We start from the raw sequence: 18823 nt of genomic DNA, 5'->3' as shown, positions 1-18823 counted from the left end.
CGGATCACTTTGAAAAAAATGGTCTAGACAAATGGGTGCATTATAAGATAAGACAATCATAAAAATAAATGTTGTCATTCCAGCACTTGATGCTGGAATCTAGTAAAAAAAGAATGGATCCCAGTGTCTGAACACTGGGATGACATCATCATAGAGATCAGCTACTTGAATGACAATATTTGCTGTGTAATTTACCTTAAAAAATGAATATTCCTACAGCTACGTGTAAGCTACTTTCATGATACTCATTTACTTGTCTTTTTTGCCACTTTGCTGAACAGATATGTAAAATATGAAAAAAATACCAATAAAAAAACCGTATTAACTTTAACAATTTAAAATGATTTAATGTGAAAACCATAGGCGCCAATTGTTTTTTTAACTTAAAAATAAAAGTCAAGTATCAGGAATTCTAGACATAAACCCTCCTATATGAATAAAGAGCTAGCAAAAATAAACTTATATATTTTTTGCTGAAATTTGATTATTTGGTGAAAAAACCTGCAGGTGAAGATAGATTTTGGATCCTAAAAAACCTTCATTTTCCATTATAATGAAGCCACCAGAGTCTGTCAAGTAATTTTTTATTTAAATTTGTTGCAATCTTTTTATACATTCATCTTTCCCAAGAATTACCATGATATCGATGATTCCAGGCGCATCCATTACTCCTGTTATAGGGGCGCGTAATGAGTGGTATACATCGCTCATTTTCATATTATATAACTTCGAAAATTCCTTGATTTTAGCAGATAAAAAATTCTTATTCCAATCTTCACTACCTACACTCGAAAGAAATGATACAAGTAACTTAATTATATCGAGGTTAGATTTGATAATTTGTTGAGCTTCTTCACTAAAATCAACTTGAATATAAAATTTTGCTAAATCCAATAATTCGGTCAGATAGTTTGCTCTTTTTTTCAGCTCTGTCAGTCCCTGAAGTAAATAGCCCTTTTTTTTGTCAGTTAGAGTATTTTCTCTAAGCATTAGAGTCAGAATATCTTCATTGCTCATATTACTAATATAGTGGTTATTCAAATGCTCCAGTTTTTTGAAATCGAGCCGTGCAGGTGAGCGACCGATGCTTTCTAAATTAAACCACTCTATTGCTTGCTCATCGCTAATAATCTCATCGTTGCCATGACTCCAGCCAAGTCTTAGCAAGTAATTACGCATTGCCTGTGGCAATATTCCCATCTTTTCATAATCGCAAACACTTGTAGCACCATGTCTTTTAGATAACTTATTCCCGTCTTCTCCATGAATTAGCGGTACATGTGCAAAGCGTGGGACATCAAAATCAAGAGCCTGATATATTAGTAATTGTTTGAAGGTATTAGTGAGATGATCAGAGCCACGTATAATATCGGTTATTCCGGCATCATGGTCATCAACCACTACAGCAAAAATATATGTTGGAGTATTGTCAGAGCGCAAGATTATTATGTCATCAAGCTGATCGCTACTTATTGTAACTTGGCCGTATATTTTATCGTCAACAACAATATCTTCTGAGTCTGGCACTTTGAAGCGAACAACAGGCTCTGCATTTGATGTCGAATGAGTACACTTATGCTTATATATTTTTCCTTCTTCCCTTGCTTTTGCCTTCTTTTCTGCAATTTCATTCTCGGGGCAGTAACAATGATACGCCCTACCCTTTTCAACTAAAAGATTTGCAACTTCAATATGTCTAGCTATTCTTCTCGATTGGTATATTATTTCTCCATCATAGTTTATTCCAAGCCATTTTAGCCCATCCATTATTGCATCAATTGCTTCTTGTGTTGAACGTTTTCTGTCGGTATCCTCAATCCTTAGTAAAAACTGGCCACCATGACGCTGCGCATAGAGCCAATTAAATAAAGCTGTGCGAGCTCCTCCAATATGTAAAAATCCTGTTGGTGATGGAGCGAATCTAGTGACTATACCTGGCATATTTGTCTATTGTGATAACGTAACCGATGATAACTAAAATTTGCACTTGCAACAACGTGGAACTATAGTAAACTTGAAAGATCAATTTACATTTATTTTTAACAAACTGCAATATTAGTAAATGCAGTGAGGTGTATATATGGGTAATTTATTTGAAATTGCAAGAGAAGTTGTAACAAAAGAGGATGAAAATAAATTTATTGAAGCTTGCAAGAAAAGAGTTGCTTGTGTAGCTAAGCATAGAATTGATGAAAATGGAAACCCATTTCATATAGCAGCAAGTGAAGGACTCCTGTTACCTGCGTTAAAAGAGATTATAGAGTATTTAGAAGAAGATACTGAGAGCAGAGTCAAGAAAGCAAAAGAAGCTAAAGATTGGGAGAAAGTAAAAAGCTTAAAAAAGGAACTTGAGAACAATAAGAAATATATTAAGGAAGCACTCCTCGATAAAAGCTATATTAAGGATGACGGGAAGAAGGCAGTATCACCCCTTTATTTCTTGGACCCTGAAGAGCGGAAGGAAGTTAAGCAAATTGCAGATATAAAATGTGGCTTTATATGTAATAAGAAGTTTCATATATGCTTATATATAGTAGGAGCTATAGTGTGTGCTATCACTATGTGTGTATCTTTGTATCTTCTATTTTCGGCTTCTCAATCTCTTGCATTGGCTTCAATAGCAACAATAGCTTCTGGAGGATCTTCATATCTGTTATTTAAGGCATGTAATGAAGTATATGGCCTCTATAACGAAAGTACTATAGTGATAGATCCTGATGTTATGCAACTTTTAGATAGTGGTTTAGCCCCAACATGAAGTACTTGCAGGAAATAATATAGAAATTTACTTTCTTAACTTAAGAAAGTATACTGATAAGATGATAAGAAAGAAGTATAGTAAGATTTTAGTAGCGAACAGAGGGGAGATTACCTGCAGGATAATCAAAACTGCGCACAAGATGGGCATATCTTGTGTGTCTGTGTACTCAGATGCAGATGCAAATTCTGTGCATGTAAAGCAAGCAGATGAGTCAAGGCACATTGGCCCTTCGCCTGCTTATCTTAGTTACTTAAATATCGAAAAAATATGCGAAGTAGCAGTTGAAACAGGTGCCGAGGCGGTTCATCCTGGCTATGGGTTTTTAGCAGAAAATCCAGATTTTCCCCGTGCTCTGGAAAAACATAACATAGATTTCATTGGTCCAAGTGCAGAAACAATAGAAGTTACAGCCAACAAAATAACGGCAAAAGAAGAGGCAAGAAAGGCTGGAGTAAATGTAGTGCCAGGATATATGGGTAAGATCGAAAACGCTGACCATGCATCCATGGTTGCTGAAGAAATTGGTTTTCCCGTTATGCTCAAAGCTGCATCAGGTGGTGGTGGCAAAGGAATGCGAATTGTACATTCCAAAAAAGAAATTGAACTAGCATTTATATCAGCAACAAACGAAGCAGAAAAAAGTTTTAAAGATGGTAGTATTTTTATAGAGAAATATATAGAGCTGCCAAGACACATTGAAATACAAATTATAGCAGACAAATACGGGAATGTAGTGTGTCTTGGAGAGAGAGAATGTTCGATACAGAGAAACAACCAGAAAATAATAGAAGAAACTCCAAGTCCATTTATCAGTGAAAAGGTGAGACAAAAAATGTATGCTCAATGTGTCTCCCTTGCAAAACAAGTTGGCTATTTTTCAGCAGGCACTGTTGAGTTTGTTGTTGATAAAGACCAAAACTTCTATTTTCTTGAGGTAAATACGAGATTACAAGTTGAGCATCCAGTAACAGAATTCGTAACAGGAACAGACATAGTAGAAGAAATGATTAGAACTTCCTGTGGAGAAAAATTGAGATTCAATCAGGATGATATTAAACTTACTGGTTCTGCAATAGAAAGTAGAATTTGTGCTGAAGACCCATCAAAGAAATTTTTCCCTTCCAGCGGAAGAATAAAATATTACGATAAACCGGATGAAAATGATCATGTAAGAATAGATGATGGAGTAGCTAGCGGTTCAGAAATCAGCGTGTTCTACGACTCAATGATTGCAAAAGTTATAACCTATGGAAAAGATAGAATAGAGGCGATCAGCAGAATGCAAAGAGCTTTATCTGAGTGCTATATAGGAGAAGTAACAAACAACATAGAATTTCTAGAATCCATCTTCCATCATCCAAATTTTATTGCAGCAAAGCTCCACACGAGATTTATTCCCAACCATTATCCCAGTGGATTTCAAGGTGATTTTATCACAGAGGAATATATTAAAATATTTATTTTTACTGCACTGTATGTTCACTTAGAAAATGAGGAAAGGTATTACAGTAAGTCAATAGATGAAGCATTCATAGTGAAAATAGATGACAATGAGTATCCCGTAAATGCAAAATATCAAGATAACACATTAACAACAGTATATAACCACAATAAATACTCCGTGGTGGGTAAGTGGAAATCAAGTTACAGATTGCTATATATAACAATTAATGATGATAACAACATAGCACTTAAAATAGAAAGGCAAGGTAGCAAATACTGCATAAAACATGCGGGTATGAAAGTTGAATGTTTTGTATTGAAACCTTACATAGCTGAATTAAGCAGGTTAATGCTAAATAATGAAACTGAAGGGATTTCAGTAGATACTGTGAAATCTCCAATATCTGGTTTATTGGTTAAATTACATGTCAATGCTGGAGATCAGGTAGAGGTAGGACAACCTCTATTTGTTGTGGAAGCAATGAAAATGGAAAATATTATATGTGCTGAATCAGAAATGGTAATAAAAAATATCTCTGTTAAAGAAGGGAAAAATGTACAGGCTGGTGATTTAGTATTAGATCTGATTTCTTAAATAACGCAAGCAGTATAAACCTGATCCAAATAAGATAAATGAAAACATTTGATGGGCTATAGCAATAGCCATTGGTATATGCAGCAACAAAGTGACTATTCCTAGAATTACCTGAATGATGACAGAGAATAGCATAACATATAATGGTCTTATACTGGCATTTTTTATTGTGAGTATTGCTACCAGAACTAATATCAGCAATGCCAGTACTCTATGCACAAATTGCACTGTTGCTCTATTTTCAAAGATATTGAGCCATGTAGGCTGTAAGAAAAATAAATCTTCCGGAACAATTTGTCCATCCATCAGTGGAAAGGTATTGTAAATTAAACCAGCATTTAACCCTGCAACAAATGCACCGAAGATTATTTGTATTGCAACTAGGATTAAAATTATCCATATGTAACATGTAATGTTGCTATTAATTTTAATTATCTGTTTTGGTTTGATTTGGTAATCAAAAAATTGATATGACAATAATGCAAAGATACCCAATGCAAGCAGTAAGTGAAGTGCGAGCTTATAGTGACTAACATGAGGATTGACTACCAAACCGCTTTTTACCATATACCAACCAGCAAAAGCTTGTAAAATTCCAAATAATAGTGCTGTAGATAACCTTATTACTGCATTTTTAGGTATTCTTTTTTTTAGTGTAAAGTATATAAATGGTAAGATAAAAACTAAACCTGTCAGCCTTGCAATTAGTCTATGCACGTATTCTATTAAGTATATGGTGCGGAATTCTTCCATACTCATACCATAGTTAAATGCTTTATATTCAGGTGTAGCTTCATATTTTACTTTTTCTTTAATCCAGTCTTGTTCACTAAGCGGTGGCAATGTTCCGGTAATTGGTTTCCATTCCGTGATTGACAATCCTGCTTTTGAAAGTCTGGTAAATCCACCAATCCCCACCATGCAAATCACCATGAAAGAGCAGAGAAAAAGCCAAATAGCTACAGGTTTTGCTTCCATAAGCCATGCTGAGTTTTGTTCCATTGCTGAGGATGAATAACAAATTCCCACAAAGCGAGAAAAGCTGCAACGCTATGTAGTAGACTATAAACGGGAAAAAATATTGATATTATATAAAAATAAAAAGGCATTTTTTGCTGTTTGATAGCTATTATCAAAAAAATCAAGTTAATAACGTATACTACTATAAAATAATATAAAAATAATCCACTTAAAACTTGAGTTAGTATCAATGAAAGCAACAAAAAAGGAGTCATAAAAAACATCAAAGCTGAGGAACCAACAAAAAGGTTTAATAGCAAAATTCCTTTGAGTCCAGTGTGCTTAAAAAGTAATTTTATATTTTTTAAATGAACGACATAAGTTTGCATATAACCTTTAATCCAGCGTGCTCTTTGCTTGATCCAAGCAAACACAGTAATTGGTGATTCTTCCAATGTTTCTGAATCAATAATCCTGGTTTTATATCCCATTTGCGCAAGTCTCAAACCAAGGTCAGCGTCTTCAGTGACATTGTAAGCATCCCAAAAAAGCACTTTCTTTAAAATTTCCACTGAAAAATGGTTACTGCTACCACCCAAAGGTATTGGCATGTTCATTTTTTGAAATCCAGGCAAAAAATATTGAAACCAGTTCATATACTCGAGAGAAAAGAATTTTGTAAGAAAATTGCAACCAAAGTTATAGTAATTTAATTTCGCCTGTACACAAGCCAACTTTTCGTCGCCCTTATTAAATTCAATTAGTGCTTTTTTTAACTGCAACGGATCTGGCTTGTCATCTGCATCATATATTACCACATACTTTCCTCTAGCAAAGCTCATAGCATAATTGCATGACTTAGCTTTTGTTCTAGGCAGAGAATGAGGCACTTTTATTACTTCAAAATACTGTGGTAAAGTGCATTTTTCTATAGCTGCCAACATTTCTTGATCATCGCTCTCTATCACAAGCTTTACATCTAATTTTGATTTTGGATAATCCAAACTTTCAATGCTCTTAATCAATTGCTTTATAACCGCATTCTCTTTAAAAGCAGGCAATAAAATAGTATATATAGGTTCATTCATCTTATCATAATCTGCTTTTTGGTTAGAAATTTTACGCAAGCCAAAAATTTTAGTTACAAATTTGAATAAAGAACTAGAACATCCGATTATAAATATCAACACCAAAGCAAAATATGCATATTTTTTTGTCAGTGTTAAAGTCGAAATCATAACAAAGAAAGAGGAAAAAAAGATTGAACTGAGCCTAATGCTTTTAGCTGAAAAATTAGGATTCTTATAATATAAGTAGTTACTTGCGAATTCTGAAATACCAAAGTGTGAGTTAAGAAGATTTAAAATCTGTTTGCTATCTACTTTTATCAATACATATTCAATACCGTAATGAGATTCGACCCAAAGGTTGATATCTTGGCTTATGTCTTCAACCATAAAAAAAGTAGTACCATTTAATTTTTGCCAAGGAATTATATTAAACCTATAGTAGAAAAGTTTCTCTTGTTCTTTGCATAAACTAGAATCAAATTTAATTTTTTCTACATTATCAGTTTGAAGTACAGGCATTAAACTTAATGCAACTTTTTGCTCAAGTCACGTGAAAACGAAGATATAACCTCACTACTACGCTTATCATCTTTACGTTCATGCATTATTTTTTTTACAGCATCAGCAGCTATACTCGCTGTGTTAGCTTGTAAATCCCCAAGAGCTTTTTCAACTTGGTCAGTAACTTTCTTCAAATTAGAATGGGAATTTTCATCTAACGTTTGATCGAGTTGCTGTCTATTATGCTTAATAATACTATTAGCCTTATCAAGTGCTTCATTCATCATTTTGTTAACTTCTGCATCTAATTTTTTGTATTTTTCAGAAGATTTTTTGTAATACTCCAACATATCTTTTCTGAATTTTTCAGTTTCTTCACTTGAAAACTTGCTTTTGTTACGTTTATTGTTAAGCGCGTTTTTTATTACCTTCCTTAGCAATTTATATGAGAGGATAAAACCTACTAAAAAAGCAAGGCTTATAACTAGTAATGTAGACATAAAAACCCTAAAATTCTTTGGATACCAAATCAGCAATAAATTCCTCTTCAATCTCAGAATTAGTTAACTTAGTATAGTAAATCAAAGCAATACTAGTAGCCATTTGTTTTAATTCACTAATATACTTAGATTTAAATTGTACTACCTTTTCTTCAACAAGTTTAATCATCTTCTTGTCTTCCTCTTCCAATATATCCTTAACATTCGCTCTCATTTCTTCTACTTGAGCAAATGCATCATCTATGATTTTTTTTGCCCGTACTCTAGCTTGATTTAAAGCTGCATTATACTTGGCAATTTGCTCTTCTGTAAGTCTTAAAAGGTGAATAGAACTATTAAATGAATCTAACACTTCTTTACTTCTAGTGCTTATTATTTCATCTAACTTCGGTAAAAACAAACAACTGACTACAAAAAAAAGTGAAGAGAAAAAAATTAAAAACCAAAAAATTTGAGAAGAGAAAGTTGAAACATCAAGCTGTGGCATCTGTTAAGCAGCAAATATTAATAACATTGCAAGTACAAACGCAAGCAACCCCATGATTTCAACCATGGCAGCACCAATATAAACGTAACTTTTCATTTTACCTTCTGACTCAGGATTTCTCGCAATCCCATTTAACATAGCAGAGAAGATATTAGCTATACCTAAACCAGCACCGAGCATTCCAAATACAGCCAAACCAATTGCTATAAATTTTAAAGCCACTAAATCCATATATTACCTTTAACTATTTCTTTATAATATAATTGTAAAATATTCTGCAAGGAAGTCAATTACTTTACTGCATCTGACAAATATACACATGTTAATATAGTAAATATATAAGCTTGCAAAACTGCAACAAATACTTCAAATCCTATTAGTGCAATTATAAACAAAAAAGGTGCAGGTGTAAAAAATATGTTCATATTTATGACGAATCCTGCTATCACTTTGATGATTGTATGACCCGCAATCATATTTGCTGCAAGCCTTATTGATAAACTAATCGGTCTTACTAAATAAGCAAATAATTTAATAATGATGATTATAGGTGCAAGCCACGAAGGAGTTCCTTTTGGTAGCAATATGCGTAAAAATTCTACTCCTCTTTCTTTAAACCCAACAATCGTTATATAAGTAAAAACCACCATTGATAAAGCGAAGGTAACTATCACATGACTTGTAACTGTGAAACTATAAGGAAGAACACCAACTAAATTACACGATAAAATGAAAATAAATACTGTAAATATCAAAGGAATGTGCTCCAAACCTTTGCTTCCAGTGTTACTTTCTATTATTGAAACAACAAAATCATATACATATTCAACTGCAGCTTGCAAATATCCTGGTATTACTGCACCTTTTCTTATTCCAAGGAGCAAAAACAGTACCATTAATATCACCGAGATCATCATAAAAAGAGATGAGTTGGTAAAGTTTATGTCATACCCAAATAATTTTGGTAGTTCTATTATTGTATATACTTTAAATTGTTCTAGCGGATTTAACGCCATTTTGACCCTGTATACTTAAACTGCAGCAGTAAATAAAGTATAAATTTTATAGAATAAAGTCAAGAATTAATATAAGGAGCTCTGTATTATTATAGCATTAACATATTAACAAAATATACAATTAAAATGCAAATTATAGTCAGCTACCAATCTTATTCTAAATTCTTGACTTAACATCTTATTTTAACTATAATTTAATTTTAATATGAGGCAATTATGAACGAAATAGATTTTACTAATCCACCTTTAAATTTAGAACAGGAATGTGGTAACGGGTACATCAAGTTTACAGATTATTCTTCTAACTCAGACACTGGTCTTTTCCACATGGCAGGTGAAATGCTAAATGAAAGTCATGATGTTATAGGAAATTTCACTGGTGATGCTTACATTTATAATTTCCATATAGATGATCACAATATGAACATTCAACTCTGCATGGAAATGGACTGCAAAGGTGATATAAAGAAAATTCTTTCTTTGTAGAAAAAGTAGGCTTCTCCTTCGTTTTTTACAATTAGAGAAGCTACTCACTACAACAAGCTTTAAAATCATTATATTTTACATTACAATAACTTTTTTATTTTCTGTTAAATAAATGAAGTTCACATTATCTTGGTTATTAGAGTACTTAGAAACCAATGCTAGTTTAGAGGAAATTACTGATAAATTAACTCACATAGGGTTGGAAGTAGAGAATGTGATCGACAATTCCAGATTGGCCGGGTTTGTTGTTGCAGAAGTATTAGAAGTCGCACCTCATCCAAATGCTGATAAATTAAAATTATGTAAAGTAAATGATGGAAGTAAAGTTCTGCAGATAGTCTGTGGAGCAAAGAATGTTAGAGAAGGAATGAAAACCGTACTTGCATCTCTTGGCAGCACATTACCAAAAAGTGACTTCACAATTAAGCTTGCAAAAATACGAGGAGTGCTAAGTGAAGGGATGCTCTGCTCTGCCTCTGAGCTTTCGCTGACTCAAGATGAAAGTGAAGGAATAATCGAGCTTTCTGATGATTATAAAACAGGAGATAAATTTTTCAATTGCGATCCTGTAATTGACATAAACATCACTCCAAACCGTGGAGATTGCTTAGGTGTTTATGGAATAGCACTTGATCTAGCAGCAACTGGAATTGGAACGTTAAAGACTTTAATCATTCCACAACTTACCGCTTCTATGAACTCACTAATAAACGTCAAAGTCATCGATGGGGAGAGTTTTATTAGTGGAGTATATATCACTAATGTAAAAAATAAAGAGAGTCCAAAATGGCTAAAAGATAAATTGGAATCGATAGGAATGCGCTCCATTTCTGCAATAGTTGATATTACTAATTACATTATGATATCTTTCGGGCGCCCGATGCACGCGTATGATGCAAAAAAAATAGAAGGAGAGCTCATAGTACGCAAAGCAAATGACGAAGAAAAATTTATTGGTTTAAATGATAAAGAGTACTTATTAAACAAAGACATAATCGTTATTTCTGATAATAAAAATGTTCATGCAATTGCTGGAATTATGGGCAGTAAGTACAGTGAATGCTCTCTTGAGACTACTGATATCTTTTTAGAGTCTGCTTGGTTTGACCCCATCTCTATTACTAAATCTTCAAGGCAGCTAGGCATCTCCACAGACTCAAGTTACAGATTTGCACGTTCAATTGACCCTGAATTTACCCTTGATGGACTCAATCTTGCAGCCAAAATGATTTTGGATTTATGTGGTGGAGAAGTGTCAAGTGTAGTGTCTGCTGGTAATCTGAATAAGGCTGATACCAAGATAAATTTTGATTATCAGAATGCAAACAAACTTGGAAGTGTATCTGCATCACCTGATGAAGTACTCAATATTTTAACAAAATTAGGGTTTAGTATTGATAAAAGAACTGAAAATAATTGGAGCGTACATGTACCAAGCTGGAGACCAGACATAACCATACCTGCTGACCTAGTTGAAGAGGTAGTAAGAATATACGGCTATGATAAAATAAAGGAAGAGCCATTAGCAGGCGATGTTGTGGTAGAATTTGATACACAGGATGATTTGCGCATTTTAATGACAAGCAGAGGATTTCATGAAGTGATGACTTGGTCTTTTATGAGTGAATCAATAGCTGAAAAGTTTGGTTACTTGAATAAGTTATTTATCATCGATAATCCATTTAATAATAACTTTAATACAATGAGGCCAAGTGTCATACCAAATTTGTTGCAAGTCACTGTAGATAATATTGCTCACGGGATATCTGATCTCGCAATTTTTGAAATTGGACCAATTTATAATGGTGAGGCTCAGTCTAAGTACGTTTTAAGTGGAATTAGATCAGGAAATAATTCGCCGAAAAACCACTATAACACTGATAGAAAAATAGATATTTTTGACGCAAAGGCTGACCTCATAACAGCTTTGGAACTTTTTAATGTCAATTGTGATAATTTAGCAATAGAAAGAGCAGAAAAAGAATATTATCACCCAGGAAAATCAGGCTCCTTATCTTTTAGAAGTAAAATAGTTGGTTATTTTGGAGAATTGCATCCGAGTATATTGGATTTTTTTAACATCAAACAAAAAATTGTAGGCTTTGAGTTGATATTAGAAAATATCGAAAATTTACCTATAAGTAGAAAAAAATTTATCGATTATAAATATCAAAGTGTAAAACGCGACTTTGCATTTATTGTAAATAAAGATGTAGCAGCAGGCAGTATAATCAATATGGTGAAAAAAAGCTCAGAGCTCATCACAGAAGTTTTGATATTCGATGTATACCATGGAAATAACATAGAGCCGAATAAGATGTCTATAGCATTGTCAGTTACTTTCTGCTCTCCAACTCACACTTTAACTGAAGAGGAAATCCAAAAAGAATCAAATATGATAGTCAACTTAGTGTGTGAAAATACTGAAGGAACTTTGAGAGCTCATCATTAAGCCGTAATCGCCGTTTCCTGATTTTGCTGTGTCACGTTTACTTTATCCAATTTATTCCCTATCTTGAATTCAATATCCTTGAAAAACCTATCCCACATTCCATGCAAATGCTCTTCTCCTTTAGGCCAGACATCATTTTTAAATGTCGTTCCATCATCAGAAAATAAATTGCCTAAAAAGCCTCCAACTCCTTCATAACTTGATTGAAAATGTTGAAGAAATGTTTCTACTTCCTTATGAGTATCATACGCCACACTCAACGCTTTTCCCTCTGCGCTCTTATCCCCATGCATTGCAACAGCAAAACCTGTTTTAATATATCCCAAACCTGTCTTAACAGCTTTCATAGGCTGGAGCCATGAACTCTTATCGCTTTTTGGTACATTATTTACTATATTTTCCACCAATCTGTTTATTAAAGGAGACAGTAAATCTTGACAAAAGTGTTTGATACTATTTTTTATTTTAATAATAGGAGTTTTTATGCACTTTTCTGCCAAGTAGTACTCAAGTTCCGTTTTCTCTAATAACTTCTTAATTGCTTCTTCGTCAAAAGTTTCATGCTCTAACGCTTTCAGTAAATCATCTTCTATTATTGCAAATTTTATTTTTTCACGAGATTCTAGTTCTTCTCTATAATCATTTTTTGTTTTTTTATTTATCAATAATCCTTCTTTTTCTAATTCTAATTGTTTTAGTACTTTTAGAATTTCTTGGTTATTTTTAAAGTGCTTCTCTATTAATTTTGTATTTGGATGCTCTTCTTTTTCCTTTCGCTCACCTTCTAAATCTTTGTTTAAATTCTCATTTTCTTCTATTTCTTCCTTTAACGATATACGTTGCTCTAAGCATTTTGCAATTTCTGTTCGATGTGTATTAATACTTTCTATTAGCTCCAGCTCATCTTCTTTTAATAGGTCACATAATCCTTTCATAGACTTTGCTTGACCTCTAAATAAATTTAGCATTTTACATTTCGTTATTTCTAAATACACCTTTTCTACAAAATCATTCACTTCATCTAAAGCTTCTTCACTTAAAGAAGCTTTTATCTTCTTTTCTAAATTTACAAACTGCTCCTCTATCAGGCTTAATATACCTAATCGGCTTAACTTATCTTTGGCTTTTCTCATTACTGATTTTACTAGCCTTTGCTTAACCTCTTGATTATCATACTCGAACTTAAAAAGACCTTCTAATCTCCTTCTTAAATTATCCTCCGCTAAGCTATTCTTTTTTATAATCTCGTATATTTCTTTCAATTTTTCATGTCTCTCACCTTCTCCTACTTCTTTTAAAAGATCTCCTGATTTCCTTTCTAAAACACCATATGTTGAACCATTCCCTTTTATATTCTCATATATTTCTTTCAATTTTTCGTATATCCCATTTGGTTCCTCCTCTTCTAAAAAATCTTCTAATTTCTTTTCTAAATCATCGTTTATGAAGTTATTTTTTTCTTCATCATATACTTCTTTCAATTTTTCGCGTACTCTAATATATCTTTTTTGTCCTTCTTTTTCTAAACACTCAATCTCTATTTTAGCATTATCTAGAGCTTTCTTTGTTTCTTGAGGGTACATATCTTCATAAGTATTAATTATTGTCCTTTCAGCTATTTTCCCTTCTTTTATAAGCTGTTTCCATTTTGCTTTAAATACAGGAAATTCACTATCTTCTAAGATATCTGGTACTTTTGCTCCTGCTTCTCTCAGATCTTTTATTATCATCTCTTTCTCATTTGGTAATTCCTTACCTTGACTCTCCAACTCTTGTTTCACTAACATATCTCTTAGCGCATCTTCTAATGAAAAATCTTTTTTTCTTTTTTGTGCAAATTTAATTGCTTGTATAAAAGCAACTTGATAAGCATTTTCTATTAAGTGAGTTGTCAATTGATGGCCTATACTATCTACAACTTTCAGCCTGAATTCTTTCAACAATTCCTTCAGTTTATCATATGTAATCTCTTTCTTTTCTAGCTTCATCAGCTCTTCCATAGTTCTTGCGCATTCTTGAATCGAAGTTGCAAGCACATTCTTGATTTCACTATGTAAGGGCTTAAGACCATTTTTTAAATTGATGTTAGTTGACAATTTCAGTATGGTATTATCCTCTGAATCTCGTGTCACATTAAACCACTTATTATCTTCATTCTCGCATAAATCTTTAAGTAATTGTTTAAATTGTGGTGGAAATTTTACTTTCATATCCCATGCAATATTTGGCTCAGAAACTTCCTTTTCACAAAAAGACACCTCAATATTTTGATGCTTATTAGAATACTGCCCCATACTTATTTTAAGAGCAGCAACTAAAGAGTGAGATAAATCTCTATTTAAAAGATAAAAAGTAGCCAAAGCAACTGTTGCAGGAACGATTAAGGCTACAAGTACAGTTACATTAACAAAAATTGCTATTGCAGCAAGAGCTCCGTATGCCAATCTTTTTGGTACACCGGTTTCACTCTTTTTTGTCTTATCTTCCCCTACACCTTCTTGTGTCTTGCTATTTGCTTTAAATCTACTGTATATAACTAACCCCAGTGCAGTAAAAGCAATATAAGGGAGCATTAAAACTGACAGAGCTAAATTTAATACTTTCTTCTCTGGGCAAGCTCTGTTTATCTCTTTCAATATTTCGCTTGACATATTATACCAGGAGGTAAAAAAGTCAGAATTATAACCTTTATAATGAAATATACTGAGTGGGATATTAAAATCAGTTAACCAATCCTGCTTACTTACAGCATCAAAAAACTCTTCTTCCTCTTCTGAATTAGCAAGACCTAAATCATTCCCTTCTTCTACATTAGAAACATCTTCCATAGCATCAAAAAACTCTTCTTCCTCTTCCAAAGCAACATTGGAAATAGATTCTACTTTACCTAAACCATCACTATTGTTATTTAAATCAATAACTTCTCTATGACCATCTGCAACAACTTGATTCATATCACCACCCTACTTAAAGTAATTTAAGTATAGCATAAACATTACTAACTTTGCAACTTTATTAACTTAATACCAACTGTCAAACCTTGGTATTCCTTAAAATAGAAATCGGCCTCGATCTCTTTATTAGTGTCCAAAGATAAGGCAAGGGTCTGCTCTTTTATATATTTATTCCATGCAGTTATTGCTTCCTTAATTTTTTCATCTTCTGTTTTTATTGTTACTCTAATTCTATCTGATATATCGAAATCAGCTTGTTTTCTAGTTTCTTGAATAAGCCTCACAACATCTCTTGCGAGTCCTTCTAGAATTAGTTCGTCATTGAGCTCAGTAGTCAGAACAACAATCCCTTTATTGTTATCAAATACAGAAGAATATTCACTGTTTGCTTTTAACAATAGTTCATATTCACCTGTTTCTATAGTATAGTTCTCTGTTTCATCCCCCAGAAATATTTGCTCATTCTCAACTTGCTTCCACTTTCCTTCCTTAACGTATTGAACTAGTTTCTTGATTTTGTCTGGAACTTTTCTTCCAAGCACAGGAAAATTTAATTTTAACTCTAGTGATGCAACCTCTTTCAATTCACTTACTATTTCTAGTTCTTTTACATTCACCTCATCTCTTACCATCTCTTGATATTCATCTTCAAGAAAATTGCAGGAAGACTTATGATAAATAGTCATGCTACCAAGTGGCTGCCTTATACGTATGTTAAACATGTTTCTAATAGAGAGTGCAGCATTACATATTTCCCTTACCAAATCCATCTTGGCAATGAGTTCACTATTATATCTATCTAATTGTGGAAAATCAGCCAAATGAACAGATGTTTCTTTATACTTCAGCCCCTGCCATATAGTCTCTGTTATAAGTGGCAACAAAGGAGCTGCAGCCCGTAGTATGTAATAAAAAACTGTGTACAGAACATTATAAGCGTCGGTTTTATCTTGATCTAAGTCACTTTTCCAAAAACGCTCGCGACTGCGACGAATATACCAATTATTTAGCACTTCAAAAAAATCTGTCAAGATTTTGCAAGCTTCCTGAGAGTTATAGTTGTTCATAGAAGCTCGCATACCTTCCACAGCTTCAAAACATTTTGAAATCATGTAGCGATCAATAGTACTTTGATAATCTTGACAAATCTCAGCTTTAATTCCATCTGCATTTGCATACATAGTAAAAAAGTGATAACTGTTCCAAATAGGTTTTATTACGTTTTTTAGAACATCACGCACTAAATTTCCTTCTTTGTCGAGTAGTAAATTACCACCGCAGACAATGGAACCAGACAGCATAAGAAAACGCAGCGCATCAGAACCATATTTGTCAAACACTTCCATTGGGTCAGCATAATTATTCAGACGTTTGGATAATTTCTGCCCTTTTACATCCAAAACAACGCCGTGGCATATGCAGTTCTTAAATGGCTCACTATCAAATAAAGCAGTGGAAAGTACAAAAAGCGTATAGAACCATCCTCTTGTTTGTGCTATATACTCGGTGATAAAATCTGCAGGAAAATTACTCTCAAACCACTCCTTATTTTCAAACGGATAGTGAACTTGCGCAAATGGCATTGAGCCAGATTCAAACCAACAGTCAAATACATCAGGTACACGACGCATAACTGATTTTCCTGTTGGATCATCAGGATTTGGTCTCGTCAAAGTATCGATAAACGGTCTGTGCAAGTCATCTATCTTAACATTAAAGTCTCGCTCTAGTTCTGCTATTGAGCCATACACATCCACTCTTGGATATTTTGCATCGTCTGATTTCCACACAGGAATTGGAGTACCCCAGAATCGATTGCGTGAAATAGACCAGTCGTGCGCTCCTTCAAGCCATTTTCCAAATTGACCATCTCTTATATGATTTGGCATCCAATTAACTCTCTTATTTAGCTCTGTCATTCTTCCCTTAAACTTTGTCACAGCAACATACCAAGAAGGCATAGTGCGGTAGATTAAAGGAGTGTCAGTTCTCCAGCAGTGTGGATAATTGTGAATATATTGCTCAGTTTTCAACCAGCTCCCCTGCCTTTTTAATTTCTTGATTACTGTATCATTGGCATCAAAAACATGAACTCCTGCCAAATCTGAAACTTCAGCAGTAAACTTTCCAGCGTTATCAATTGGACAAACAGCCCGAATATCATGGCTTTGGCAAAGGTAAAAATCTTCTTCACCAAATCCAGGAGCAGTGTGCACAACACCAGTACCATCTTCTCCTGTAACATAATCAGCAATGAAAACACGGAACGCATTCTTTGTATCTTTAAAGTAATCAAACAGTGGTTTATAGGAAAGACCTGCAAGATCACTCGCTTTAAGTTTTGTATTACAGTTTTCATATTGAATATTGCTTTGTTCACAGTGGCTGACAAATTTCTCTAAATAACTTTCAGCAAAGATGCAGACTTCACCATTTACTAACACCATACAATACTCAATACCCTCCCCTACTGCCAGTGCGAGGTTGCTTGGCAACGTCCAAGGGGTTGTAGTCCAAGCAAGCAACTTACATTTTTGTTTAAATTGCTTTGGGTTTTCTAAAAGTTCAAAAGCAACAGTTACAGCTTTGCTAATTTTTTCTCTATATGCATTATCAAGCCTTGTTTCAAAATTAGAGAGTGGAGTTTCGCACGCCCAGCTATAGGGAACAACGCGTATTGATTCATACACCAGACCTTTATCATAAAGCTGCTTAAATGCCCACATGACCGATTCCATGAATGACTTATCCATAGTCTTATAGTCATTGTGAAAATCTACCCATCTTGCTTGTCTATTTACATACTTCTCCCATTCTGATGAAAATTTCATCACAGAAGTACGGCAATGATTATTGAATTTTTCAATGCCAAATTTCTCTATCTCAGTTCTACCAGATATTCTAAGTTCCTTTTCCGCGCCCATCTCAGCCGGTAGCCCATGGCAATCCCAACCAAATCTGCGTTCAACCCTTTTTTGCAGCATAGTTTGATATCTTGCAAATGCATCTTTTATAAAACCAGTAAGCAAGTGTCCGTAATGCGGAAGTCCATTTGCAAACGGAGGCCCATCATAAAATACAAAACAATGATCCTTGGAACGTTTCTCGACTGACTGCTCAAAAATTTTATTTTCCTGCCAAAATTTTATGATTTCCTTTTCTAGCAATGAAAAATCAGGACTGCTGCTTGTATCAGGATAATACTTCATATTCATTTTAACTGGATAAAATCAAAGAATATAGAGCTTTCTGGAAAATTACAAATTCAAAAACTCTGTTTCTATAAACATTGATAGGTGTTGACATTATTATACAGCATATTAATAAATCAGACTTATTTACTTAAGTTAAAGATGAATAAAGACAATAACAGTTGGCCTTATCAGAAATTTCACGATGCTAACAAAAATAATAGTAAAAGCAGCGTTATTTGGAGATCGCTTTCTTATGAATATAATAATTCTGGAAAGGTTGAAAAAGTACACTATCAGTGGGAAAAGAAAAAAAATCCCGCAAATCTATTATATCAAGTCTCATATGATTGCGTAACAGAGAGTTGTAGTCCTTTAAGGATTAAATCTAGATAGCTTATAAACTT

14 protein-coding genes are annotated in these 18823 nt (G+C 33.6%); 5 read left to right on the top strand and 9 right to left on the bottom strand.

All coding sequences use genetic code 11. The annotated features are described in order from the left end of the window. Nucleotides 1-588 precede the first annotated feature (588 nt). Complete coding sequence (gene gltX / locus LB100_RS00950; protein ID WP_456201038.1) at nt 589-1941, bottom strand: glutamate--tRNA ligase; 1353 nt, start codon at nt 1939-1941, stop codon at nt 589-591. A gap of 139 nt (nt 1942-2080) precedes the next feature. Here gltX and LB100_RS00945 point away from each other — a divergent pair, with 139 nt between their 5' ends. Beyond that, nucleotides 2081-2758: an ankyrin repeat domain-containing protein gene (locus LB100_RS00945; RefSeq protein WP_456201037.1), complete on the top strand. Its 678-nt coding sequence runs from the start codon at nt 2081-2083 to the stop codon at nt 2756-2758. A gap of 61 nt (nt 2759-2819) precedes the next feature. After that, entirely contained in the window at nt 2820-4799 is a 1980-nt protein-coding gene (locus LB100_RS00940) for an ATP-binding protein (protein WP_456201035.1), read from the top strand. Here the strand turns inward: LB100_RS00940 and LB100_RS00935 are convergent. The 6 genes from LB100_RS00935 to LB100_RS00910 are packed head-to-tail and all read right to left on the bottom strand — an operon-like array spanning nt 4782 to nt 9333. Further along, nucleotides 4782-5777 (bottom strand): COX15/CtaA family protein, encoded by a 996-nt coding sequence (locus tag LB100_RS00935; RefSeq protein WP_456201048.1) that lies wholly within the window; start codon nt 5775-5777, stop codon nt 4782-4784. The genes LB100_RS00940 and LB100_RS00935 overlap by 18 nt on opposite strands. Further along, nucleotides 5759-7348, bottom strand: a complete 1590-nt coding sequence (locus LB100_RS00930) for a glycosyltransferase family 2 protein (RefSeq protein ID WP_456201034.1) — start codon at nt 7346-7348, stop codon at nt 5759-5761. Before LB100_RS00930 ends, LB100_RS00935 begins: the two co-directional genes overlap by 19 nt. 5 nt (nt 7349-7353) lie before the next feature. Then, nucleotides 7354-7830 carry a F0F1 ATP synthase subunit B family protein gene (locus tag LB100_RS00925; RefSeq protein ID WP_010402542.1) on the bottom strand — a complete coding sequence of 159 codons (477 nt, stop codon included), beginning with the start codon at nt 7828-7830 and terminating at the stop codon, nt 7354-7356. Between the two features lie 7 nt (nt 7831-7837). Beyond that, nucleotides 7838-8317, bottom strand: coding sequence for a F0F1 ATP synthase subunit B family protein (locus LB100_RS00920; protein WP_456201031.1), 480 nt, complete (start codon nt 8315-8317; stop codon nt 7838-7840). 3 nt (nt 8318-8320) lie between these two features. Continuing rightward, nucleotides 8321-8548 (bottom strand): F0F1 ATP synthase subunit C, encoded by a 228-nt coding sequence (locus LB100_RS00915; RefSeq protein ID WP_006014985.1) that lies wholly within the window; start codon nt 8546-8548, stop codon nt 8321-8323. 59 nt (nt 8549-8607) lie between these two features. Next, nucleotides 8608-9333 carry a F0F1 ATP synthase subunit A gene (locus LB100_RS00910; RefSeq protein WP_007302047.1) on the bottom strand — a complete coding sequence of 242 codons (726 nt, stop codon included), beginning with the start codon at nt 9331-9333 and terminating at the stop codon, nt 8608-8610. Between the two features lie 216 nt (nt 9334-9549). Here LB100_RS00910 and LB100_RS00905 point away from each other — a divergent pair, with 216 nt between their 5' ends. Both LB100_RS00905 and pheT read left to right on the top strand, forming a co-directional pair. Then, nucleotides 9550-9819: a hypothetical protein gene (locus tag LB100_RS00905; protein ID WP_010402566.1), complete on the top strand. Its 270-nt coding sequence runs from the start codon at nt 9550-9552 to the stop codon at nt 9817-9819. 112 nt (nt 9820-9931) lie between these two features. Next, the gene (gene pheT, locus LB100_RS00900; protein ID WP_456201028.1) at nt 9932-12271 is read left to right on the top strand and encodes a phenylalanine--tRNA ligase subunit beta; all 2340 of its coding nucleotides are present in this window, start codon (nt 9932-9934) and stop codon (nt 12269-12271) included. On the opposite strand, the gene LB100_RS00895 is transcribed toward pheT, so the two are convergent. Together LB100_RS00895 and ileS are read right to left on the bottom strand one after the other, a co-directional pair. Then, nucleotides 12268-15225, bottom strand: coding sequence for a hypothetical protein (locus LB100_RS00895; RefSeq protein WP_456201027.1), 2958 nt, complete (start codon nt 15223-15225; stop codon nt 12268-12270). The genes pheT and LB100_RS00895 overlap by 4 nt on opposite strands. A 44-nt stretch (nt 15226-15269) precedes the next feature. Beyond that, nucleotides 15270-18440, bottom strand: coding sequence for an isoleucine--tRNA ligase (ileS, locus tag LB100_RS00890; RefSeq protein WP_264336238.1), 3171 nt, complete (start codon nt 18438-18440; stop codon nt 15270-15272). Nucleotides 18441-18578: 138 nt separating this feature from the next. Between ileS and LB100_RS00885 the strand changes: the two genes are divergently transcribed. Next, a complete protein-coding gene (locus LB100_RS00885; RefSeq protein ID WP_010402600.1) occupies nt 18579-18812 on the top strand; it encodes a hypothetical protein in 234 nt (77 codons plus the stop codon). Nucleotides 18813-18823: the final 11 nt, after the last annotated feature.

The organism is Wolbachia endosymbiont of Protocalliphora sialia, assembly GCF_053891855.1.
Note: the sequence above shows the minus strand (reverse complement) of the source record. Positions and strands in the feature narration are given on the sequence as shown.